The following is a 23,302-nucleotide window of genomic DNA, read 5'->3' as shown; positions in this document are numbered from 1 at the left end:
GGACAGCTCCCTGCCGCTGAACCGGCTCGACAACGGCCGCTTCGGCTACCAGTTGCACAATATTCACAGCGATTCGGAAATCCTTGTCGGCCACGACCCGCTCGGCCGTGAGCAGGATGCCGACTGGAACCGCGCCCGTGTGCTCCTGGCCCTGCCGCTGGAAGGCGATGGGCAGGCCGGCTCGGTACGGATCGAGTCCGCCCCGCTGCCGGGCGGCAGCCGCGCCTGCTTCCTGTGGGTGCGCGACAACGGGGACGGCGTCAGCGGCTATCGCTGCCGCCTGGGTGACTGGGAACTGCCCGGTCTCTGGCAACTGCAACACCGGGTCAGCGACGACGGGCAGTATCTGGCGCTGATTCCCTTCACCGAAGCACAAGCGTTGCCGGATCGGGTCGTCGTGGCCGTCCCCGGCACCCGGCGTCTGATCGACAGCCCCTCCTTGCCGGTTGCCGGGCTGGTGGATTTTCGTGGCCCGTTGCTCAGCGTCGCCGTGGTCGTCGGCCGCCTGTCCCGGGACGACGCTGGCACCCCCCTGCGGCGCTTTACCGAAGCGGTACCGGCAGCGTCCGAAGCCGGCAAGTTCTGCCGTCATCGCGAAGACTCGCGGGTGTACTACGAAATGCGCCAGCTCAGACTCGGCGACGACAGGCTGGAAGCGCAACCGGCCTGGCGCGTGGTCAACCAGCCGCAGATCGCCACTGCCGAAGGCGACTTCATCCAGCCGGCACCGACCGGCCTGGACGCCGCCTGGCTGTTCGGCACGGCCACCGAATATGGCGACGACCTGCTGCGCGGCCAGATCTCACGCCTGGGTGGCCACCTGCTGACCGCCTCCGGCTGCGCCCTGTCCGACCTTGCCCCGTCGATGATCTGGTCGCCCAAGGGGCGTTACCTGGCGCTGACCCGACTCTACCTGGAGCATCCGGATTTCGAGTACCACCGGCGCGCCTGGAAACTCCTGTTGCTCGATGTCGAGGCCCATACCCTGCGCATTGCCCCGAACTGGCTGGGCAATCGTCCGCAGTTCATCGACTTCACCGGTGATAACCTGCAGTTGCGCCAGTTCGAAAACGACTGGGACCTGCGCGACGGTTCGGACCCCGGCAGCCGTGTACAGATCGACCTGAAGAGCGTGTTGCAATGGCCTGCCGAGGCGCTGGAGCGCCACGGCGAACTCTGGCTGACCCGCAGCGACGCCGACAATGCCAGCGCGTGGCAGGCACTGGAAAGACCAGCGCTGCTGTAGGAGCATGTCCCGTACGGCCGAGAGAATGGAACCGATCATGCGCAAACCCAACACCGCCCCGCCGGATGACAAGGCCCCGTATTTCTGGCGCGATAGCGCGTTGCCGTTCATCGAGGCCCGCTCGATCCAGGATGGCCGCCAGGTCTGCTACTCCCGGCATTCCCATGAGCACTTCTCCATCGGCGCGATCACCCGGGGCCGCAGCACCTACATCAACGAAAAACAGCGGTGGCAGGTCGAAGCCGGCACCGTGGTGCTGATGAACCCCGGCGAGGTCCACGCCTGCAACCCCATCGACGACCAGCCCTGGGCCTATCGCATGTTTTATGTCGAGACGCCTTGGCTGACCGCGCTGCAACACGAACTGGGCTTCAGCCCGGACCTGGACTTTCGCCCGTTCTCGGCCACCCACAGCCGCGATCCGCAGTTGTATCAGGGCCTGAATGCGCTCTACGGGCAACTGGTGGACGACGACCTCGCCCACCTGGAGAAGCAGTGCGCGATCATCGAGTTCTTCACCTTGCTGCAACACCGGCTGAACCCGGCGCCGATCCCGGTCCGCGAGGTCAACCAGAAGCTGGAGCGGGCCGCGGCCTACATCCACAAGCACTGCACCGAGGCGCTGAAGCTGGAGGACATCTGCCAGGCCGCGCAGCTCTCGGCGTCCTACCTGACCCGCGCCTTCAAACAGCATTACGGCATGACGCCCCACGCCTTCCTGGTCAACCGACGTATCCAGTACGCGCGCAATCAGTTGCGGCGCGGACGGCTGATCGCCGACGTCGCACTGGAGGCCGGCTTCGCCGACCAGGCGCACTTCCAACGGGCTTTCAAGCAGCATCTGGCGGCAACGCCGGGCCAGTATCGTGGCTGAGCGGGCTCAGGGCAGCAACAGGTAGGCCGCACTGAGCGCCAGCAACAGGGCCATCGAACGGTTGAACAGGCGCATCCCCCGGGAATTTTCCAGATAGCGGCGCAGGAAGGTGCCGGCGAAGGCCCAGCAGGCGATCGAGCCGTAACAGATCACGAAGTAGATCAGCGCGAACTCCAGCACCACCCGCGTATCGCCATTGGCGGCAAACGCGCCCATGCCGGCGACGCAGGCCAGCCAGGCCTTGGGGTTGAGCCATTGCATGACCGCGCCGAGGGTCAGGGTCGGGCGCCTGCCCGACTGGCGGGCATCGAGCGAACCGTCATCCAGCGCCAGCTTCCAGGCCATGTACAGGAGAAACGCCACGCCACCGAGCTGAATACCCTGCGTCAGTATCGGCACCCGCAGCAACAATTCATGCAACCCCAGGCCGATCAATACCAGCAACAGCGTGAAGCCCACGGTCGCCCCGGTGACATGCCGCAAGCTGGCACGCAGACCGAACTGAGCGCCGGAACTCAGGGCGACGATATTGACCGGCCCCGGCGTGATGGAGGAAGCCAGCGCAAAGGCGGCCATGGAAAGCAGGATGCTCATCGGATACGTCTCTCTCGATTGAAGATGAGCAGCACCGTACCCAGCCGCCGGCATCACGTATTGAAGAAAACTCCCCTGGTGGACCAACAGCCGGCGTTTACTATTGCTGTTGCGTTTTCCCTGGCATTCGCCCGACCTATCCACCGGAGGGAGTCAAAGGCCCATGAGCGTCGCCTATCAGAGCCTGCTGGAATACACGCGCCGGATGAATCGGGTGCTGGAACACATCGACCAACACCTGGACCAGCCGCTGGAGCTGGCCGAGTTGGCCGCTATCGCGTACTTCTCGCCCTTCCATTTCCACCGCCTGTTCAGCGCCTGGGTCGGCGAAACCCTGGGCGACTACCTGCGCCGCCGGCGGCTCGGCTGTGCCGCCCTGCTGTTGGCCGAACGTCCCGAAGCCACGGTGCTGGAAATCGCCCTGCAGGTCGGCTTCGGCTCCGGCGAGGCCTTCAGCCGGGCGTTCAAGCAGCACTTCCAGGTCACGCCCAGTGCCTGGCGCCGCCTCGAACCCGACCGCTGGGAACAGCGCCTGAACGAGGTCCGCGAACGGCGCCGGCGGTCATTTCGCAATCCTGATCAGGAATGTGCGTCGATCCTGTACGACCATGGTCGCTCCCAAAACCTGGAGGAAATGACGATGGACGTCACGCTTGAAGACATCCCCCCGACCCGCATTGCCTACATGCGCTATACCGGGCCCTACGGCCCCGGTATCGGCACTTTCTGGCGGGAAACCTTCGCCCCCTGGATGGAGGATCACGGCTTGGTGGGCGAGGTGCGTTTCGGCATCGGCCACGACGATCCGCATATCACCCCGCCACACAAATGCCGTTACGATGCCTGCGTGCAGGTACCGGATCACTTTACCGACAGCGGTGCAGCCACGGTGACCACGCTGCCGGGCGGGCGCTATGCCGTAGCCCGCTTCAGTGGTCACGTCCGCGATTTCCCGGATGCCTGGACCGAGCTGTGTCGCGACTGGCTGCCACGTAGCGGCATGCAGTTCGCCAGCGGCCCGCCCTTCGAACGCTACCCGAAAAACGCCCGTTACGATCCGGTTGCCGGCACCCTCGACTGTGACCTGTGCATTCCGGTGAAACCGCTGTAGACAAGCGATTACCCGGACCCGTAATCGATAAACAGTACACCTGGGCATCAAGTTTCCGGTACAGCCGTGGAAAGGCCTCGATGCGATGGCGTCGGTGCGATGCTCGGAGTTACTGTCGAGCCTTTCCTGTTTCCTGCCGGAGCGAGCCATGACCCTGTCGACCCTGCTTCTCTTCATCCCGGCGTGTTTCGCCCTGAACATGGCCCCCGGCCCGAACAACCTGCTGTCGGTCAGCAATTCGACCCGTTACGGCTTCCGGACCTCCTGCCTGGCCGGCCTGGGGCGCCTGCTGGCCTTCGCCGGCATGATCGCCCTGGCGGCGGCGGGCCTGGCGGTGGTGCTGCAGACCTCGGAGTGGCTGTTCCACGCGATCAAGATGCTTGGCGCGGCCTATCTGATCTACCTCGCCATCCAACTCTGGCGTGCCAATCCGCGGACCGAGGCCGAGACGATGCAAAGCCGAGCCAACCTGCCCGCCCTCGCCCGCCAGGAGTTTTGGGTTGCGGCTGGAAATCCGAAAGCCGTGCTCATATTCACCGCCTTCCTGCCACAGTTCGTCGACCCCTCCCAGGGCGTCGCCCAACAGTTCGCGATACTGGGGGCAATGTTCCTGGCCCTGGAGTGGATCGCCATCAGCGCCTACGCCTACATGGGCGTCCACATGCGCCGCTGGTTCGCCGAGCCCAAGGGCAAGCACCTGTTCAATCGTGGCTGTGCAGTGTTGCTGTCGGGCGCGGCGTCGGTGCTGCTGATGGCACGGAGGACGTGAACATGTCGAGCATCACGCCGGTTCCCGTGATCCACACCCATCGCCTGCTGCTGCGCCCGGTGCGGGCGGACGACCTCAAGGTCGCCCAGGCCATCCATGGCGACCCGCTGACCAACCGCTACAACCCCAAGGGCCCCTCCTCCCTGGAGACCACCAGCAGCAACCTGTTCAACTGGGTCGAACACTGGAAGAACAAGGGCTTCGGCTACTGGGCAGTCTGCGACCGGGATCAGCCGGAGCAAGTCCTGGGGTTCGGCGGACTGCAGGACGCCGTGTTCGGTTCGCGCAATGGCTTGAACCTGTATTTCCGCTTCGCAGTGGCGGCCTGGGGCAAGGGCTACGCCAGCGAGATGGTCGAGGCGGCCCTCGACCTGGCGTTCAGGCAACTGGCGCGAAACGAGGTGATCGGTCTGGTACGCCCGGACAACCTGCCCTCGCGCCGTACCCTGGAGCGTGCGCGGATGATCGTCGATGGCCAACTCGACGACGTCCCTGGCCAACCCCATAGCCTGCTCTACAGCCTGAGCGCGGAACGCTACCTGAGTCCGGAAAGTTTCATGTAGCGCGCCGCGGCGAAGGCGTAAAATGCTCCGAGCAAACATTACAAAATATGTCCGCCAGGGGAATCGCTTATGAAATCCACTTTCACCAAAGTCACGCTGGCTCTGGGCAGCCTGCTGCTGGGCGCCTGCTCGTCAGACATGAGCACCCACTACACCAGCGCCTGTTCGACCCTCAGTTGCCAGCAGCACTACAACAGCAGCGCCCGCCTGAGCCAGGACGGCGGCTCGATGAACCGCAACCTGGGCAGCAGCTTCAGTGAGTATGGCGAGAGCATGCTGCGCGACTGAGCCGCTGACACCGACCTGCGGCCACCCTCCTTTTCACCCCAAGACCAGCGTTCATGAGCGAAGCCTTCGAAGTCCCCAGCCCTCACGAAAAACACGTCGAACACACTACCGAACATGCGCATGCCCGAGGCGACGGCTTCGCCAGCCGGATCGCGGTGATGACCGCCGTCATGGCCACCATCGGCGCCATGCTCAGCTACCAGGCCGGCTCCACGGAAAGTGAAGCGGCGATGGACAAGAACAATGCGGCCATCATCAAGACCGAGGCCGCCAACCAGTGGAACTACTACCAGGCCAAGTCGAGTCGGCAGAACCTGTCGGAGATGGCCAGCCATATTCCGGGCCTGGATGCCGCGCACTACAGCGCCGAGGCCGAGCGCTACAAAAAGGAAAAGGAAGCGGTACGCCAGAAGGCAGAGGGACTGGAGGCCCAGAGCCGGGAATGGGATGCCAAGTCGGAAGAGCTCCTGCACCAGCACCATCGCTGGGCCCAGGCGATGACCGCCATCCAGATCGCCATTTCGCTGGCGGCGATCACCCTGCTGACCCGCCGGGAATGGCTGAAACGCCTGTCCTACACTGCGGTGGGTGCGAGTGTCGTGCTCGGTTCCATGGCCTGGCTGCACATCTGAGGGAGGCCACTGGCAGCCTGGTGACGCTCTCCCACCGGGCCCCAAAAATCCCCCCGCAACCGATCGTTCCCAAGCTCCGCGTGGGAATGCCTCTACTGGCGCTCGGCGCCCGCTCTGGTGGCGCGGAGCGTCATGGGCTGCGTTCCCACGCAGAGCGAGGGAACGACCGACGCCCCTGAACGATCAATCTCAGCTCTCGCCTTCCACGTCTTCCAGGCTGAAGGTTTCGGTGGCGTCGTTGTAGGAGAAGATCTCGGCGTAACGGCCCCAACTGATCACGCTTTCCAGGGTCTGCTCGACGAAGTCTTCACTGAGGGAATCTTCCAGCTCCTGTTCGAAACGCACCCGCGGCGCCCAGTGTCCGCGACGCTCCTGCAAGACCTGGCGAATACGCGCCGCCAGCGGTACCTGGCGCAGCAGATGCTCGGCGAACATCACCTTGCGTTCCTGGGTGCCGTACTCGGCGAACAGCCTGCCTGCCTCGGTCAGGGAAATATCGGCGCCGCGCAGTTCGACAAAACCCAGGTGCTCGAGCATCTCGGCTACCGGGAACAGGTCGTCGACCTCCAGCAACAACCGCTCCGCCACGTTCGGCAGGCCGGCACGGCCATGGTAGGGCTCGGCGGCCAACGCCTCGACCAGGCCGGCCATCAGGTTGGTCGGCACTTCCGGCAAGCGGCTCCCCAGTTGCAGCTCGGACTTGCCGCCGTGGGCATCGGCACTGCGCCGGTCAGTCATCAGTGCGTAGATGTCATCGACCATCTTGCGAAAGATCGGGTCCAGACGATTGCGCGGATGAGCGAACGGCACCTTGATCTGCGCCACCACCCGCCCGGGGTTTGACGACAAAACCATGATGCGGTCGCACATCAGCACCGCTTCCTCGATGTTGTGGGTGACGATCAGGATCGACTTGATCGGCAGTTGCCCACCGCTCCACAGTTCCAGCAGGTCGGTACGCAGGTTTTCCGCGGTGAGCACGTCGAGAGCGGAGAACGGCTCGTCCATCAGCAACAGGGTCGGGTTGACCACCAGGCCGCGGGCAAAACCCACCCGTTGGCGCATGCCTCCGGACAGCTCGCGCGGGTAGGCGTTCTCGAAGCCGTCGAGGCCGATCAGGTCGATCGCCGCCAGGGCACGCCTGCGAGCCTCCTTCGCCTCGACCTGCAAGGCCTGCAGGCCGGCCTCGACGTTCTCCAGCACGGTCAGCCAGGGGAACAGGGCGAAGGTCTGGAACACCATGGCCACCCCCTTCGCCGGGCCGGCCAGCGGTTCACCGTTATAGAGCACTTCGCCGGAAGTCGGCTGGACCAGCCCGGCGATGATCCGCAGCAGCGTCGACTTGCCCGAGCCGGAGCGCCCCAGCAGGCCGACGATCTCGCCCTCGTGCAGGTTCAGGTCGACCTCGCTGAGCACCTGCCGTTCATCCTTGCCCTTGCCAAAGCCCTTGGTCACCTTGGTCAGCGAGTAGATTTCACGGGCGCAGCGGGTGTATTCGGTATGGCTGTTCATGGGACCGACTCGAGTTAATTCATACGAAGTTTGTTTTCGGCCAGGGCATACATCGGGCGCCAGACCAGCCGGTTGAACAGCACGACGAACAACGACATCACCACCACCCCCAGGGTGATTTTCGGGAAGTCGCCGGCCGCGGTCATCTGCGCGATATAGGCGCCCAGGCCATGGGCGACCACCTTGTCCTGGCCCCAGGAGACGAACTCGGAAACGATGCTGGCGTTCCAGGCACCGCCGGAAGCCGTGATCGCCCCGGTCACGTAGTACGGGAAAATGCCTGGCAGCATGACCTGGCGCCACCACTGCCAGCCACGGATGTGGAAGTTCGCCGCGGCTTCGCGAAAGTCGTTGGGGAAGGCACTGGCGCCGGCGATCACGTTGAACAGGATGTACCACTGGGTGCCCAGCACGATCAGCGGGCTGAGCCAGATGTCCGGGTTCAACTGGAATTGCAGGATGACGATGACGAACACCGGAAACAGCAGATTGGCCGGAAAGGCTGCGAGGAACTGCGCCAGCGGCTGGATCTTCTCCGCCAGGTGCGGGCGCAGGCCGATCATCACGCCCAGCGGCACCCAGATCAGCGAGGCGATGCCGATCAGCAACGCTACCCGCAACAAGGTGATCACTCCCAGCCAAAACACATGACCGACTTCGCCGAAGGTCACTTCAGTGCTGACGTACCGCACGATGTGGTAAAGCGCATAGAACGTCAGCGCACCGATGCAGGCGCCCCATACCCAGTCGACCAACCGCGAGGCAGCCTGGCTGCCCTGCCCCGCGCCGCCGCGCGACGGCGCCGGATTCAGGCTCAGGCGCAGATGGCCGAGACGGCTAACGCTTCGGACCACCGGGCGGATCAGGCGCTGGATCACCCGGGTCCGCTGGATCAGGCGCAGCACCCAGGATTCCGGGGCACCTCCCTGGGCCGAGGTGTCCTCCATGCGGAACTTGTCGGCCCAGGCCACCAGGGGCCGGAACAGGAACTGGTCGTAGATCAGGATCACCAGGATCATCGTCAGGATCACGTAGCCGACGGCCGACAGGTCGCGCTGGTCGATCGCCAGCGCCAGATACGAACCGATACCGGGCAGGGTGATGGTCCTGTCGCCGACGGTGATGGCTTCCGAGGCGACCACGAAGAACCAGCCGCCGGACATGCTCATCATCATGTTCCACACCAGCCCCGGGATGGCGAAGGGCACGTCGAGCTTCCAGAACTTCTGCCAGGCCGACAGTTGCAGGCTGCTGGACACCTCCACCAGGTCACGCGGCAGCATGCGCAGCGACTGGTAGAAGCTGAACGTCATGTTCCAGGCCTGGCTGGTGAAGATCGCAAAGATCGCCGCGCACTCGGCGCCCAGCACACGACCGGGAAACAGCAGCAGGAAGAAGGTCACGGTGAAGGAGATGTAGCCCAGCACCGGTACCGATTGCAGGATATCGAGCACCGGCACCAGCAGTTTTTCCGCGCGCCGGCTTTTCGCTGCGAGGGTGCCATACAGAAAGGTGAAAACCAGTGCCGCGACCATGGCGGCGAGCATCCGCAGGGTGGTGCGGATCGCGTACTCCGGCAGGTTGCCCGGCTCGAGGGAAATCACCTGGCTCTGCAGCGTGGAAATCGGCGCCCAGGTTTCCCGTGCGCCAATCGACAGCAACAGCAGGAAGCCGACCACCAGCGGCATGGCCATCAGATCCCAGCGGTTGGGCAGCAGGCGTCGGGTACTGGCCGGGATGTAGTGACGAAAAACCTTGTTCATGGCGACGATTCCAACAGCGCTCCGGGAAGGAGGCGAGACTACGGATCAGCGCGGCTCTGCGCGCGCAGGCGCGCAAGACCCAGGCCGTCTAAATTTTGAAGAAGCAACAGGGAAAAGATCGGAGGAAGACCACGCGCCGGACGGCCGTGGGGATCGCTGCGTGGGCGCGATTATATATTTCTAAATGTTACGGAAATGTAAATTCGACATAAATTCTGCGGTCTGCCCGGGCCGGACGCCTTGGCGCCTGGCGGGACACGGCGACCGCCATGTCCCGAATCGGATCAGCCGCGCTTGACCGCCTGCAACGTGTAGCTCAACGGCAGGCGCTCAGGCCCTTGCGCCAACCGCCATTCATCGTCCTGCGCCGAGTGGATCATCTGCCCCGGCAGTGCCTCCCAGGGAACGCTCTGGTGCTCCACCAGGCCGGTAATCACCATCCCTTCGTTCAACAGGGCTGTGATGATCTCGCCCAAGCCATGGTTCCAGGTATGGGTGACCGTGGCCGTCAGCGGTGAGTCGCTCGCCACGTAGGTCTGGTCGCTGCTGAAGACCAACGGCTGCTCATGCTCGAAATACGGGTATTCCACCCGCAAGCCATCCTGGTGCGCCTCGTTGAGCGCCCAGAGCATCGGATGGCCCTCACGGATGAACAGCCGGCCACCCGGTTTCAACAGTGCCGCGACCGTCTGGGCCCACGGCTGGACGCGCGGCAGCCAGCACAATGCGCCGATACCGGTATAGACCAGATCGAAGGCTCCACGCGGCAGCACCTCGGCGGCGGCGTGCACATCGGCCTCGACAAATTCCAGCTCGGTGCCACAGCCCTGGGCCAAGGCACGGGCCTCGACCAGCGCGGCCGGCGAGAAATCCAGGCCGGTCATCGAGGCACCGAGCCGTGACAGCGACAATGTGTCGGTACCGATATGGCACTGCAGGTGAACGCCACGCAGCCCGGCGATATCGCCCAGCAGTGGCAGGTCGAAACGCACCACATCGGAGAGATGCCGCGGATCGGCGAGAAAGCGATGCAGGCCATACTCGGCGGAGCGCGCATGCACCGGCGCGCGATCGTTCCAGTTGGCCTTGTTGATGTTCAGCGAGTCATTCATGGGCAAAGGGTCCCTGCCATTTTCCAGACAGGCACCCTACCACCCTCGCCGACAGAAAAATTTGAGCAAGTTGTAAAGCTTCAGGCGTGTGCCCAGCGTCGATGCAGCCCTCTCGCCAGGGCATCCAGGACAAAGCCCAGTACGCCGATCAGCAGCACCATCGCCATCAGTTCCGAGTAGGCCAACCGGTCACGGGTGTCGAGGATGAAGTAGCCCAGGCCCGCGCTGACCCCGAGCATTTCGCACGGCACCAGCACGATCCAGAGAATGCCGATGGACAGCCGTACACCGGTCAGCACATGGCCGAGCACACCCGGCAGGATGACCTTGCGCAGGGTTTCCCAGCGGGTGGCGCTGAGGCTGCGGCTCAACTGCAACCAGCGCGGATCGAGCTGGCGCACGCCGGCCGCGGTGTTGAGCATGATCGGCCAGACCGCGGCGAAGGCCAGCAGAAAGTAGATCGGCTGGTCGCCCACGCCCATCAGCATCACCACTACCGGCATCCAGGACAGCGGCGAGATCATCCGCAGGAACTGGAAGGCCGGCGTGGTCGCCGCCTCCAGTTGGCGATAGCTGCCGATCAGCAGGCCCAGGGGCACGCCGATCAGCAAGGCCAGCAACAACCCCACCAGGATTCGCTTCAGGCTGACCAGCACGTGCTCGTAGAGTTCGGCGCGAGCGAGCAGTTCGAGCAGGCTGGCCAGGGTCGCCTGCGGCGAGAAGCGTGCCGACAAGCCATCGGCGCTGCCGAACAGATGCACCCCCAACCACCAGGCCAACAGCAGGCTCAGCAGCCCGACAATGCCCAGCACCCAGTTCCACAACGGCTTGCCCATCAGATGCTGAACTCCTCGCTGCGCTCGAAGTCGTCCGGCAGGCCGAACGCCTTGAGCCCGCCCACGGCGGCAATGCTGTTGCGCACGAAGCGATCGTCCACCAGGTCCCGGGCGGTCTGGGCCGGGTCGAGGTTGGCGAGGAAGCCCTTGTCGCCCTCGATCAGGGTGTCCTTCAACCGCCGCACCAGCTCCTCGGTGTAGCTGGGGAACGGATAGGGCTGGAAGTCGATACGCTGCTCGTCCCAATTGCCATGGCGGATCGCACCGCTGGCGAGGTAGGCGTCGCGCTCGGCGGCGTTCGGCGTCAGCACCCGACCAAGCACTTGCGGCGTATGCGGCGTATAGCGGTTGCTACCGTCCTTGGACAGCAGCCTGGCCGCCTCGGCGCGGTTGTCGCGCGTCCACAACTGCGCCTTGACGATGGCGTTGACCACTTTCTGCGACCACTCGGGGCGCGTGTTCAGATCCTGCTCGTGCATGAACACCACGCAGCAGGCATGGTTGCGCCAGATATCACCGGTAAAGCGCTGGACCCGGCCGACCTTGAGCTCCTCGGCCAGGGCATTGAACGGCTCGGCGACGATGTAGCCGGCAATCCGCTGGCTGGCCAGCGCTGGCGGCATGTCCGACGGCGGCAGCACCACCAGGTTGACCTCGTTGGCCGCCAGCGCGCTGTTGGCCGGCTTGCTCACCGGCTGCAGACCGTTGTCGCGGAACAGTTGCTGCACCACCACGTTGTGGATCGAGTACCAGAACGGGATCGCCACCGACTGCCCGCCCAGTTGCCTGACCTCGGTGATACCGGGCGCCACGGTCAGGCCCGAGCCGCCGACATGGTTCCAGGCCACCACCTTGGCCGGCACCTTGCTGCCATAGCGGGCCCAGACAGTCATCGGCGACAGCAGGTGGATCACGTTGACCTGGCCGGAAATAAACGCCTCGATCACCTGCGCCCAACTGCGCAGCAGCACCGGACGCTCGGCCTTGATGCCCTCGGCCTCGAACAGGCCGTTGTTGTGCGCCACCAGCAGCGGCGTGGCATCGGTGATCGGCAGGTAGCCGATACGTACGGGCGCATCCGGCTCGGAAGCCGCCCGGGCCTGGCGGCTGTTGAGCAGCGGCAAGGCACCCCCTGCGGTCAGCAGGGCGCTGAGTTTGAGGAAGTCACGACGAGTGTGGGTGAAGTCGTCCAGGCACATGATCCATCTCCGACGGTTCGGGCTGCGTTGAATTGAGAGGGTTGCGGCTTGCCCGCCGAAGGGTTTTGAGAATCTCGATGCGCAGGGCACCCAGTTCGTCGACCAGCTCGGCACGCGGCTGCGGCAGGTCGATACGCCATTCACCGAGCGTGCGCGCCGGGCTGTTACCCAGTAGCAGGATACGATCGGACAGCAGCAGGGCTTCATCGATGTCATGGGTGATGAGCAGCGCCGCGGTGTGATGTTCGGCAATCACCCGCAACAGCAACTGCTGCATGTCGGCACGGGTGATCTCGTCGAGCGCGCCGAAGGGTTCATCCAGCAACAGCACCTGGGGCTGACGGGCCAGGCAACGGGCCAGCGCCGTACGCTGGGCCATGCCGCCGGAAAGCTGCGCCGGGTAATGCTCGCGGGCATGCTGCAAGCCGACTTCGCCGATCGCAGCGTCGATCCGGGCCTGGCGCTGCTGCGCACTCAGTTGCGGTTGCCGGGCGAAGTCCAGGCCGAAGGCGACGTTCTTCTCCAGGCTCAGCCAGGGCAGCAGGCTCGGGTCCTGGAAGGCCACCGCCACCCGCGGATGCGGCCCCTCAAGGAGCTCTCCGTACAGACTCACCTGGCCGCCATGGGGCGCCTGCAGGCCTGCCAGGACCCGCAGCAGGCTGGACTTGCCGACCCCGCTCGGGCCAAGGATCGACACCACCTCGCCTGGTTTCAATTGCAGGTCGAAGTCTTCCAGCACCGCCTGCCAGCCCTGCTCCCGCGGATAGCCGAGGCTGATTCGCCGGGCTTCCAGCAGTGGCGTGCTCATGCTGCGGCTTCCCGCGCCTGACGCTGCAGTTCGGTACGCAGTTGCACCAGGCTCGGCGTGACGATCGGCACGAACGCCGACTCGCGCCAGCGCCGGGCAAAACCGCTGCCGAACTCGCTCAGGTAGGCCTTGCCGCCGCTGGCCTGCAACTCCAGTTGTACCGCCTGGGCGGCGACTTCGGCGAGGGTGATGCGAATCTTGAAGAGTTCGGCCGGACGCGCCAGGAAACGACCGTCGAGCAGCCCGCTCTTCAACGCCTCCACCGCCTGCTCCAGCCCATGCCGTTGCTCCAGCAGCGGCTCGCGCAGAATCGAACGCTTATCCTGCAGATGGTGTTCGACCTCACTCAGCGCCCGGCGGCTCAAGCCGATCGCCATGCCACATTGCAGGCCGAGAAATGCCGGCCGCACCGCTGGCAGGAAACGCTTGGCGTCTTCGTGCAGCAGCCAGTCACTGTTGACGCTGACCTGGCGAAAATCGATGGCGGCGGTATTGCTCGCTTGCAGCCCCATCAATTGCAGATCCTCGGAACGCTGCAGACCGGCCACGTCATCCGGGATCGCCAGGACGAAGGGCACTCCACCCTCCTCGCGCTCTATCGCAGCGGCCACGACGAAACCGCTCCTGCGCAGGTTGGTCACCCAGTGCAGTCGACCATCGAGCTGCCAACCATCGGCCTGGGCGCGGGCCCGCACCTGCAGCGACTCGATGCCAGAGAGGAACTTCATGGCGTTCGACAACCCGGTCGCACCGGCCAGTTCGCCGCTGAGCAGGTTCGGCAACAGGCGCTCGCGCAAGCCGGTATTCGGGCTGTGCAGCAGGTATTCGATAAAGGCACGCTGGCCCCAGAACACGAAGGCGGCCGCCAGGGAATGGCTGGCGACATGGGCCAGCGCTTCGACGGCGTCGGTGACGTTGCCACCGCTGCCGCCCGCCGCGTCGTCGACGCCTACCCGCAGGACATCGGCGGTCGCCAGTTGCGACAGCACCACCTGCGGATCGCACTGCCCCAGGTCCAGGGCCTGGGCGTGTTCGTCCAGCCATTGGCTCAATGCCGGATCAAGCATGTGAATGTCTCCTTGAGCGCGGTGCCGAACCACAGCCGGCACCGTTGAATCATTGATCCGCTTCCCAGCGGTACTTGGCCAGTTCCGGGTTGAGCGGCGTACGGGCGAACACGTTGGCGAAGTTGCAGAGTGTCGCAAGGCTGACGCCGAGAATCACTTCCAGGGCGTTACCTTCTGTGTATCCGGCCGCCTTGAAGGCACTGAAGGTCTGCTCGCTGACATTGCCGCGGGTGGCGATGACCTCCCGGGTAAAGGTAGCCAGTACTTCGAGTTTTGCCTCGGGCAATTCACCCCGCCCACGCAGGGCCTCGACCACCTCATCCGGCAGCTTGGCCTTGTTCAGCGCCACCGAGGTGTGCCCGGCCACGCAGAAGTCACAGCCGTGGGTGGTGGCGGCGATCAATTGCACCACTTCGCGCTCGGCCAGGCTCAGTTCGGCTTTGCCGTTGAGCCCCGATACCGTAACGTAGGTTTCCAGTGCCGCCGGAGCGTTGGCGAGCACGCCCAGCAGGTTTGGAATGAACCCGGAATTCTTCTGGGCGTTTTCCAGAAAGGGCCTGGCCGCTTCAGGGGCGCTTTGCAGAGTATGTAGAGTGACGCGCGACATGGAGTGGACTCCTGCTGTATGGGGTGTCCCACAAGTCTGTTGGTTATAAGAATTCCGATCCATATTCAAAAGTAGCGATTACTTGCTCCTGAGTGTTTCCATTAGATGATTTCGTCCAGCCCACTGGTTGATTGGTTATTAGAAAGCCTCGAACTCGACACCAGCCTGTTTCACGTCGGTCGTTACTGCGGCGGCTGGCATGCCAGTACCCACGGTCTGGCCCGGGCCAGTTTCCACCTGATAGTGCAGGGTCACTGCTGGCTGCATATTGATGGAGCGCAAGACGGCGTGCGTCTGAACGCCGGGGATGCGCTGTTCCTGCTGCGGGACCTGGACTACCGCTTGTCCAGCGCCGAGGACGGCAGGCAAGCCCAGGCGCTGCCGCGCATGACCATGACCGCACTCGACGGCGAAGCCCAGGATGGCGTTGGCCTGGTCTGCGGCTTCTTCCACTTCCGCTCGAGGCTGTCGTCGCTGATCATCGACGGCTTGCCGGACTGGATCGCGCTGCGCGCCGGCGATCCCTCATCGAACGCGGCACGGGCCCTGTTCGGCCTGATCCTGGAGGAATGCCAGCGCCAGCCGGCGCCCTCCTCGTCACTGCTGGAACGCCTGAGCCACCTGCTGTTCCTCTACGTGCTGCGCCAACAGGTGAGCGACAATCAGGACCTGGGCGGCCTGGTATCGCTGGCCCGGCACCCGGGCTTTGCTCCGCTGCTGGAGCAACTGATCGAACGACCGGCGCAGAACTGGTCGCTGGAGAGCATGGCGGCCTGCACCGGCCTGTCGCGCTCGGCGTTCTTCAAGCGTTTCAACGAACTGGCCGGGCAGTCGCCGGGCCAGGTGCTGCTGGCACTGCGTATCCGCCATGCCTGCCAGTTGCTCAAGGCTAACCACACCGTGGAGCAGGTCTGCGCGGCAGTGGGCTACCAGTCGATCGCCGCGTTTACCCGGGCGTTCACCAGGGCGGTGGGGGTGCAACCGGGGGCGTATCGCAAGCAGCATGAAGGGCACTGAGCAGGCACCTGCGTTCCCCCAGGCGCCAAGCTCGGAAACCGGCACTCATTCAGCCATCAACGGGCTGCGGTGAAGCTGCAGGTGGTCTGTAGCACGCTGGAGCACTTCGGCAAATCCGAGAAAGTTCGCAGGTTTGGTAAGGATGTCGTTGGCCCCTGCCCGCCGAAACCGCTCGATCTCACTTGAAAACGCGCTGGCCGTGAAGGCCACGATATAGCTGCCCTGACCTGATGAAATTTGGCGGATACGGCGAATGGCCTCCAGCCCATCCATGCCAGGCATGTTGATGTCCATGAGAATGACATCAGGCGTAGCAACCGCACAGCGTTCCAACGCCTCCAGTCCATTGGATACCAGGTCTGGCGTATATCCCAGTGTTTGTAGCATAGCCATCGCCACTTTCTGGTTCAGTGGATGATTTTCCACCAGCACGATCTCAAGCGGATAGTCACGAGCAAAGGACGCGTCGAAAATCAAGGACGGCTTATCCAGGGCAACGGGTATCTCACCGGCAAGAAAAGGTTCGAGGGGCAGTGAGAAAGAGAAAACCGAACCGACACCGAACCGGCTGCTGACGGACAACTCGCCCCCCTGGGCTTCGATCAGACTCTTGCAAATGGACAGACCCAGGCCGCTCCCACTGAAACGAGGGTCTACAGCGCCTTCAAACTGGGTGAACGGATCGAACAGGCTGAGCTGCTGTTCGGCGGAAATACCGATACCGGTATCGCGTATGGAAAAATCGAGACGAGGCTCGAGCGCATTGCCAGTGAATTCGACACTCAGCGATATCCTTCCTGCTTCGGTGAACTTGATCGCATTTCCCAGCAGGTTGAACAGAATCTGCCGAAGACGATCGGCATCAGTCTTGACCCAGCGGGGCACGTTGCCCGACACCTTGACTTCAAGCTCGACCGGCTTGTCCTGCAGGTTCTGTCGGAGCAGATCCGCACTTGAATTCAACAACGTCCGCAACTCGAATACCCGCGGTTTGAAATCGGGCTTGCCCGACTCGATCTTCGCCAGGTCGAGGATATCGTTGATCAGGGCCAGCAACGCCGCGCCACTCGTATGGATCGTGTTCAACAGCTCGCGTTGTTCAGTGTCCAGCGATGTTCCAGCCAACAAGTCGGTGGCGCCGATGACACCATACATGGGCGTGCGAATTTCATGACTCATGGATGCCAGGAACTTGGTTTTGGATCGATCAGCATGCTCGGCGGCTTTTTTGGCCTGCCCCAACTTCTCATTTATCTGCAACTGCTGCAGATGAGCACGCATGCGCAGCGAATCGACAGTAAACAAGAGACTAAAGGCCAAGAAAATCAGGATGGCCAATACAATATGATAAAGGGACTCCCGCCCCAGTTGCTGATAGTAATCGGCTAGTCTTATCTCCGCGCCAGCAACATAAACCGTGCCATCGCGAGACTTCAAAGGAATGAACACCGCGCGGAAATCACCCCAACGGTCGGAATAATCGATCCAGCTGGGCTCGCTGCGTTCAAAGCTATCCAGCAGTGCCTGGCTGGCATCCGGATAGGGATCGAAAAAGCGTACGAAATTCTGGTTCTGGACCTCTTCGGCTGAGGCGCTGGAACTGACCAGGTAAGCGCCTCCCGCCTGCTTTATCACGGTGTAGACAAACGCCGTGCCCATGGACTCATTGAATCGGGAGAGACGCTGGATGGCGTCCAGATCCTCCTCCATCGATTTTGAGTTCTTATCCAGCAAGTGATCGTGATACTGATCACCGAGGATGGCGGAGGCGCCCAACGCCGCATGCAGAAGCTTGTCATTGATGCCCTGTGTCAGGATGTCGCGTGCTTGAGAGTGAAGATAATAAATATAACCACTGACACCAACGACATAGACAAACAATAAAAGCCATAGATTATGCCTGGCCTTGAACATGAATCACGGCCTCCATTGCCGTTAAAAACGAAAAGCTCCATGCATCGTCCAACAACAAAACTCCAGAACGGAGCCATTCAATATCCTACAATATTCTTATTAGGATCGGAAATCCTGCTCACAAATACTCACAAAAACCATTGCCCCAATGACGACTTGTGGATGATCAGACGCATAATCAGGTTATGACTGTCGTACATTTTCCATCCTGATGCATGCTCGAAATACAGGGTGTGATTTTGATATCTCTCCCGCACAACGCAGGAGAGATGACCAGGGATGACCTTCCGGTCAGCGATGGATCAGCCAGCCAGGAAAGCGAGCAGGTCCTCGTTCAACTGAGCCGCGTGAGTCACCGCAAAACCGTGCGGTGCGCCGGCATAGACCTTCAGGCGCGCGCCCGGGATCAACTCGGCGGCCAACTTGCCGGTAGCTTCGAAAGGCACGATCTGGTCGTCATCCCCATGGATCACCAGCGTCGGCACGTCGATCCGGGCCATGTCCGCGCGGAAATCGGTCTCGGAAAACGCCGTCACGCAATCCAGCGTGCCCTTGAGCGACGCCAGCAACGCGATATTCAGGGTCTGGGTCAACACGCCCTGGGAAACCACCTGACCATGGTTGGTACCGTAGAACGGCGCGGCGAAATCGGCGATGAACTGCGCGCGATCCTTGAGCAGGCCGGCCTTGATGCCGTCGAAGACAGCCAGGGGAACACCTTGCGGATGATCATCGGTCTGGATGAACAACGGCGTCACCGCGCCCAGCAGCACCAGCCCGGCGACGCGCTTGCTGCCGTGACGGGCAATATAGCGACTGACATCACCGCCTCCCATGGAGAAACCCACCAGCGTGACCTCCTGAAGATCGAGGTGCTCGATCAACTGAGCCAGATCATCGGCGAAGGTGTCGTAGTCATAGCCGCTCCAGGGCTGGCTGGAGCGACCAAAACCACGCCGGTCGAAGGCGATGGTGCGATAGCCGCGGCTGCTCAGGTACTCCATCTGGTATTCCCACATGTCCGCATCCAGCGGCCAGCCATGGCTGAATAACACCGGCTTGCCAGTGCCCCAATCCTTGTAATAGATCTCGGTGCCATCGCGTGTCACGAATGTGCTCATACAAACTCCTGTGGGTCGTTGGTCGAATCGGCAAGGTGGCAAGCCGTCGGCTCACCAGCGAACGGCCGCCCGGCTGTGCGCCCACCTACTATCCCCGTAACCCTGCCCCCGGAATTGCAGGCATGTGCTGTCTCGATCATGGCAACCGGCAACGAGGCCACAACCCGCAGATCGCTGGCGGTGACTGTACGGCTTCAGGTGAGCGGGTGATGGCCATTTCACAACTTTCCAAACAGCCTCTGGACAACCCAAAAACTGCTTGCTAGTTTCCGCCAGCCAATTGTTTCAACGTATGATAGAGACACAGAAATGATACTAAAGTGATGTCAATTTCTGTCTTTCTCTACAACATAACAAGGATGTCGACGATGAAAAATCTTCAGGGTTTGCCTAGCCTCATCAGTGCGTCAGTAGGTGCTCCCGGCAAGGCTCGAAACTTGCCCGCCGATGTTCAATGCATCCAGTACCTGTTTAACCTGATCATCCCGAAGATGGGTTTCCCCTTGCAGGAAAATGGCAAGTGCGACGCCCAGTTGGTGCAGTGCATCAGCCAGTATCAGTTCCGCCACCTCAAGTATGCCCACCCTGACGGCGTCGTCGATCCGACCGGCCGAACCTTCAACAGCCTGATCGAAGAAGCGATCAAGGTGCCGGTCAAGCCGAACTTCGGCCTGCGCCTGCCGACCTTCTTCAATGCATTCGCCAACAGTGGTGGCGACGTCCAGGCCACGGTCAATCACTACCTGGACCGCATGCGGGCGATGATCGAAGCCGAGCGGCGCAACCGCCAGATGGTGCTGCAGGCCACATGCGATGGCAACATGACCCTGAGCGACACCGACTTCCAGAATGCCGCCACGCAACTGGGCAACGGCATTCCAGTGAACATCATCAAGGCCTTCGCCACCGTCGAGTCCGGTGGCCGCTCCGGTTTCGGCCCGGCCAAACTGCCGGTGATCGCCTTCGAAGGGCACACCTTCCGCAAATACACCAAGAGCAAGTACGACAAGACGCACCCGCTGCTGTCCTATCCCTATGTGAAGAAAGCCGGTCCCCAGTGGCAGGTCAACAACAAGGATCAGGCCAAGGCCTGGGAAACCATGGCCACCGCTTTCGGCCTGGACCAGGAGGCCGCATTGATGTCGGCGTCCTGGGGCATGTTTCAGGTCATGGGTTTCAACTATGCCGCTTGTGGCTACAAGAATGTCTTTGAGTTCGTCACCGACATGAAACTCAATGCCGGTACGCAACTGAAGGCCTTCGTCGGTTTCTGCCTGAAGAACCCGGCCTTGATGAAGGCGATGAAGAACAAGGATTACGTCGGCATGGCGTTCAACTATAACGGCAAGGATTATGGCGACTATGACTCGCGCATTAAAAAGGCCTACGAAAAATTTGAAGGAAAAAAATGACATGACGTGTAAATTTTCCGTTTCCCGCTGGCTGGTCGCCGGGGCGATTTCGCTGTGTGCCGGTACGTCGGCCTTCGCCGCTGAACTGCATTCGGGCAAGTACGAGCAGTTGATGCTGGCGGTCACGCCGGACCATCAGGTCGAGGGTTTCTATGCCGAAGAGCGCGGCGAAGGCAACACCTTCAGTTGTGCCTTCTACCTGCAGGGCAAGCCCGCTGCCGTGTCGACCTGGCTCGACGACGTCTATCCCGGCAGCGTGAAGCCCTCGGCCGATGGCGTGACCCTGACCGTGGAACAGGGCCAGCAACACCCCGGCTGCATGAACGTGCTGATGCCGGAAATCGCCACCGGCCTGGACCTTACCCGGACCGCGAGCAAGAACTGGATCGGCCTGGTCACGGTCTCGGCCGACAAGGCCCTGCTGCAGAAGACCCCGGACGCCAAGGCCACCAAGGGCCCCTACATCGTCAAGGGCGATGTCGTCGGCGTACTGGCTTACAAGAACGGGGCGGCCCAGGTCGAATTCATCAATGCCGAGGATCGCTCCTTCACCGGCTGGATCAGCCAGGATCAGTACTCGCGCCTGAGCGTACCCCAGCACTGATCCCCCGTTTTTTCAGTGGGAACGGTGGTCCGAATTGCCCGTAAAGCGTCGTGACTGCCGCCCCTGCGACCGTGAAGATACAGGTGGCCTCGCACGAAAAGCCCCACCTCCCCGCCACACTCTGGCCATTCTTCGCCAGATTCGAGCACGGCTGGCCTACCCTCCCAGCCCTCACTGGTTTACTCTGCATCGGTCAAATGCCTACGCAAGGCATTGGTTGCACGCCTGCGCCTGAGCCGTGTTCCAAGACCTCGCATGCCGCTTTTCACGCATGGTTTCCGTTGGCACATTTTTCGACTAAAAACGCACCTCTCGCCCTCTTCGAATTGAAGAAATCACTCCGGTGGCAAAAGGATTTCGGCACTCTTTACAGACTGTTCTCCGGCGGCTACCCAGTCGTCAGCAGAGCCACAGGCTACGATACGCTGGCGCTCTGGCTGTTCTATTGCACCTTTGCCCTTTGCCTGCCTTTTGTTTTCCTGTTCTGGAAAGACAACCGTGTCGACCGCTGGCTGGGCGAATTCAGCTATCCGCTCTACATCGTTCACGGATTTATTATCGGCCTGTTGCTGGAGAAAATCGGCCTACCCGAGGGAACCTACTCAACCCAGGCGATCATCATCGGGACTTCGCTCCTGGTTTGCCTGGTTTGCCTGTTTCGCCATTGACCCCCCTTCAATAAATGGCGGCAACGCAAGATCGTCACGATCTCCTCCCCCGCTTGGACCACAGGCTTGCGCAAACCCTTGGCCTGGACCGGAGCGGCTACGATTATCGCCTGCCTGTATATTGCCTGGCTGACCACCTATACAATGAAGCAGGCCCCTCCCGCGGTCCTCGTGAAGGTTGAATCGGCGCTTCAATACAATATCGTCAACTATGACGACAGGTTTTATGGCGTCCCATTCGGCACGGACATCAAGTGGGGGGCATCACGATGAACAGACGCCGGGACTGATCATCGCAAAGACCCAGGAAGCGGTCATGGAAGCGATTGCAAGGAAAGTCGGCGCGATTTCCCGGTAGAGTCGGCGAGAATCCTCAGCGCCATGGGCCCAGCTATGTGCATGGCGCATAGCCTATTCCCAAACGTCATAACCGCCTATGTTTGCGCGTGGTAGTCTCGCCGCACTGAATGAATAGGCATAGATCGTATTTGACGATGGCCAGAACCAGGAAAGATCATGCCGAAAATCTCCCACACCGCTCTTCGTCGTAATTTTCGTGAATTGCTTGCCAAGCCGACCTGCGTGGAAACCGCGTCGGTCTTCGACCCGATGTCCGCGCGGATTGCGGCCGATCTGGGTTTCGAGGTCGGTATCCTCGGTGGCTCGGTCGCATCGCTGCAGGTGCTGGCGGCCCCCGACTTCGCCCTGATCACCCTGAGCGAGTTCGTCGAGCAGGCCACACGGATCGGCCGTGTCGCCCAGTTGCCCTTCATCGCTGACGCCGACCATGGCTACGGCAACGCCCTCAACGTCATGCGTACCGTCGAGGAACTCGAACGCGCCGGCGTCGCTGCACTGACGATCGAAGACACCCTGCTGCCCGCGCAGTTCGGCCGCAAGTCCACCGACCTGATCTCCATCGAGGAAGGCATCGGCAAGGTCAAGGCCGCCCTTGAGGCCCGGGTCGACCCGGAGCTGACGATCATCGCCCGGACCAACGCCGGGGTACTGCCCACCCAGGCCATCATCGAACGCACCAGGGCCTATGAAAAGGCCGGCGCCGACGGTATCTGCATGGTCGGTATCAGTGACTTCGAACACCTCGAGCAAATCGCCGAAAACCTCAGCGTACCGCTGATGCTGGTGACCTACGGCAACCCGAAACTCAATGACAGCCAGCGCTTGGCGGACCTCGGCGTACGGGTCATCGTCGCCGGCCACGGAGCCTACTTCGCCTCGATCAAGGCAACCTACGACAGCCTGCGGGCCCAGCGCCAGGTCACCCACAGCACCTCGAACCTCAGCGCCACCGAGCTGACCCACACCTATACCTTCCCCGAGAGCTACGTGGCCTGGGCGAAAGAGTTCATGGACGTGCAAGAGTGACGCGGGACTGAACCCACTGGTACCTATTGAAGGCGACCTCAAAGCCCGGCAATCGCTGGGCTTTTTGCATCTTCAGATAACCAGCATCGGATTATGGGCAATGGTTGAATGCTGGTGGTAAGGCAGCATACTCAGCCTTAACGAATAACGTTAAGGATCGTGTCCCAGGACGTGGTGTAACTCGTCATGGCTCTGGCCA

The 23,302-nt window shown here is 62.2% G+C and carries 22 protein-coding genes and 1 pseudogene; 12 read left to right on the top strand and 11 right to left on the bottom strand.

What is annotated here, in order from left to right; all coding sequences use genetic code 11:
- A pseudogene (locus K675_RS0115755) lies at positions 1 to 1,246 on the top strand (hypothetical protein); the annotation flags it as partial.
- A gap of 37 nt (positions 1,247 to 1,283) precedes the next feature.
- Positions 1,284 to 2,120: a helix-turn-helix transcriptional regulator gene (locus K675_RS0115750; protein ID WP_026145231.1), complete on the top strand. Its 837-nt coding sequence runs from the start codon at positions 1,284 to 1,286 to the stop codon at positions 2,118 to 2,120.
- A 6-nt stretch (positions 2,121 to 2,126) separates the two neighbouring features.
- Here the strand turns inward: K675_RS0115750 and K675_RS0115745 are convergent, their stop codons facing one another.
- Positions 2,127 to 2,714, bottom strand: a complete 588-nt coding sequence (locus K675_RS0115745; protein ID WP_017904461.1) for a LysE family translocator — start codon at positions 2,712 to 2,714, stop codon at positions 2,127 to 2,129.
- A 163-nt stretch (positions 2,715 to 2,877) separates the two neighbouring features.
- Here K675_RS0115745 and K675_RS0115740 point away from each other — a divergent pair, with 163 nt between their 5' ends.
- From K675_RS0115740 to K675_RS0115720, 5 genes are all read left to right on the top strand, one after another.
- Entirely contained in the window at positions 2,878 to 3,825 is a 948-nt protein-coding gene (locus K675_RS0115740) for an AraC family transcriptional regulator (protein ID WP_017904460.1), read from the top strand.
- A 148-nt stretch (positions 3,826 to 3,973) separates the two neighbouring features.
- Positions 3,974 to 4,594 (top strand): LysE family translocator, encoded by a 621-nt coding sequence (locus K675_RS0115735; RefSeq protein WP_017904459.1) that lies wholly within the window; start codon positions 3,974 to 3,976, stop codon positions 4,592 to 4,594.
- 2 nt (positions 4,595 to 4,596) lie between these two features.
- Entirely contained in the window at positions 4,597 to 5,157 is a 561-nt protein-coding gene (locus K675_RS0115730; protein WP_017904458.1) for a GNAT family N-acetyltransferase, read from the top strand.
- 69 nt (positions 5,158 to 5,226) lie between these two features.
- The gene (locus K675_RS0115725) at positions 5,227 to 5,445 is read left to right on the top strand and encodes a hypothetical protein (protein WP_017904457.1); all 219 of its coding nucleotides are present in this window, start codon (positions 5,227 to 5,229) and stop codon (positions 5,443 to 5,445) included.
- A gap of 53 nt (positions 5,446 to 5,498) precedes the next feature.
- A complete protein-coding gene (locus tag K675_RS0115720; RefSeq protein ID WP_017904456.1) occupies positions 5,499 to 6,077 on the top strand; it encodes a DUF4337 domain-containing protein in 579 nt (192 codons plus the stop codon).
- A gap of 189 nt (positions 6,078 to 6,266) precedes the next feature.
- Here K675_RS0115720 and K675_RS0115715 read toward each other — a convergent pair whose 3' ends face one another.
- The 8 genes from K675_RS0115715 to K675_RS0115680 form a co-directional block, all read right to left on the bottom strand.
- The gene (locus K675_RS0115715) at positions 6,267 to 7,589 is read right to left on the bottom strand and encodes an AAA-associated domain-containing protein (RefSeq protein WP_017904455.1); all 1,323 of its coding nucleotides are present in this window, start codon (positions 7,587 to 7,589) and stop codon (positions 6,267 to 6,269) included.
- A 14-nt stretch (positions 7,590 to 7,603) separates the two neighbouring features.
- Positions 7,604 to 9,352: an ABC transporter permease gene (locus tag K675_RS0115710; RefSeq protein ID WP_017904454.1), complete on the bottom strand. Its 1,749-nt coding sequence runs from the start codon at positions 9,350 to 9,352 to the stop codon at positions 7,604 to 7,606.
- 284 nt (positions 9,353 to 9,636) lie between these two features.
- The gene (locus tag K675_RS0115705) at positions 9,637 to 10,464 is read right to left on the bottom strand and encodes a class I SAM-dependent methyltransferase (protein ID WP_017904453.1); all 828 of its coding nucleotides are present in this window, start codon (positions 10,462 to 10,464) and stop codon (positions 9,637 to 9,639) included.
- A gap of 80 nt (positions 10,465 to 10,544) precedes the next feature.
- A complete protein-coding gene (locus tag K675_RS0115700) occupies positions 10,545 to 11,300 on the bottom strand; it encodes an ABC transporter permease (RefSeq protein ID WP_017904452.1) in 756 nt (251 codons plus the stop codon).
- Positions 11,300 to 12,499: an ABC transporter substrate-binding protein gene (locus K675_RS0115695; RefSeq protein WP_017904451.1), complete on the bottom strand. Its 1,200-nt coding sequence runs from the start codon at positions 12,497 to 12,499 to the stop codon at positions 11,300 to 11,302. Before K675_RS0115695 ends, K675_RS0115700 begins: the two co-directional genes overlap by 1 nt.
- Entirely contained in the window at positions 12,465 to 13,307 is an 843-nt protein-coding gene (locus tag K675_RS0115690) for an ABC transporter ATP-binding protein (protein WP_017904450.1), read from the bottom strand. The genes K675_RS0115695 and K675_RS0115690 overlap by 35 nt, the downstream gene beginning before the upstream one ends.
- Positions 13,304 to 14,374, bottom strand: a complete 1,071-nt coding sequence (locus K675_RS0115685) for an acyl-CoA dehydrogenase family protein (RefSeq protein ID WP_017904449.1) — start codon at positions 14,372 to 14,374, stop codon at positions 13,304 to 13,306. Before K675_RS0115685 ends, K675_RS0115690 begins: the two co-directional genes overlap by 4 nt.
- 49 nt (positions 14,375 to 14,423) lie before the next feature.
- Positions 14,424 to 14,981, bottom strand: coding sequence for a carboxymuconolactone decarboxylase family protein (locus K675_RS0115680; RefSeq protein WP_017904448.1), 558 nt, complete (start codon positions 14,979 to 14,981; stop codon positions 14,424 to 14,426).
- Between the two features lie 105 nt (positions 14,982 to 15,086).
- Here K675_RS0115680 and K675_RS0115675 point away from each other — a divergent pair, with 105 nt between their 5' ends.
- Positions 15,087 to 15,998, top strand: coding sequence for an AraC family transcriptional regulator (locus K675_RS0115675; RefSeq protein WP_017904447.1), 912 nt, complete (start codon positions 15,087 to 15,089; stop codon positions 15,996 to 15,998).
- 45 nt (positions 15,999 to 16,043) lie between these two features.
- On the opposite strand, the gene K675_RS0115670 is transcribed toward K675_RS0115675, so the two are convergent.
- Positions 16,044 to 17,912, bottom strand: a complete 1,869-nt coding sequence (locus tag K675_RS0115670; RefSeq protein ID WP_017904446.1) for an ATP-binding protein — start codon at positions 17,910 to 17,912, stop codon at positions 16,044 to 16,046.
- Between the two features lie 302 nt (positions 17,913 to 18,214).
- On the bottom strand, positions 18,215 to 19,033 hold the full coding sequence (locus tag K675_RS0115665) for an alpha/beta fold hydrolase (RefSeq protein WP_017904445.1): 819 nt from the start codon (positions 19,031 to 19,033) through the stop codon (positions 18,215 to 18,217).
- A 368-nt stretch (positions 19,034 to 19,401) separates the two neighbouring features.
- Here K675_RS0115665 and K675_RS0115660 point away from each other — a divergent pair, with 368 nt between their 5' ends.
- The 4 genes from K675_RS0115660 (at position 19,402) to K675_RS0115640 (ending at position 23,103) form a co-directional block, all read left to right on the top strand.
- Entirely contained in the window at positions 19,402 to 20,445 is a 1,044-nt protein-coding gene (locus K675_RS0115660) for an N-acetylmuramidase family protein (protein ID WP_026145230.1), read from the top strand.
- A gap of 1 nt (position 20,446) precedes the next feature.
- Positions 20,447 to 21,049, top strand: a complete 603-nt coding sequence (locus tag K675_RS0115655) for a hypothetical protein (protein WP_017904443.1) — start codon at positions 20,447 to 20,449, stop codon at positions 21,047 to 21,049.
- Positions 21,050 to 21,246: 197 nt separating this feature from the next.
- A complete protein-coding gene (locus tag K675_RS30840) occupies positions 21,247 to 21,717 on the top strand; it encodes a hypothetical protein (RefSeq protein ID WP_157383945.1) in 471 nt (156 codons plus the stop codon).
- Positions 21,718 to 22,233: 516 nt separating this feature from the next.
- Entirely contained in the window at positions 22,234 to 23,103 is an 870-nt protein-coding gene (locus K675_RS0115640) for an isocitrate lyase/PEP mutase family protein (RefSeq protein ID WP_017904440.1), read from the top strand.
- Positions 23,104 to 23,302: the final 199 nt, after the last annotated feature.

Source organism: Pseudomonas fuscovaginae SE-1 (genome assembly GCF_000364705.1).
Taxonomy (GTDB): Bacteria; Pseudomonadota; Gammaproteobacteria; order Pseudomonadales; family Pseudomonadaceae; genus Aquipseudomonas; species Aquipseudomonas fuscovaginae_A.
Note: the sequence above shows the minus strand (reverse complement) of the source record. Positions and strands in the feature narration are given on the sequence as shown.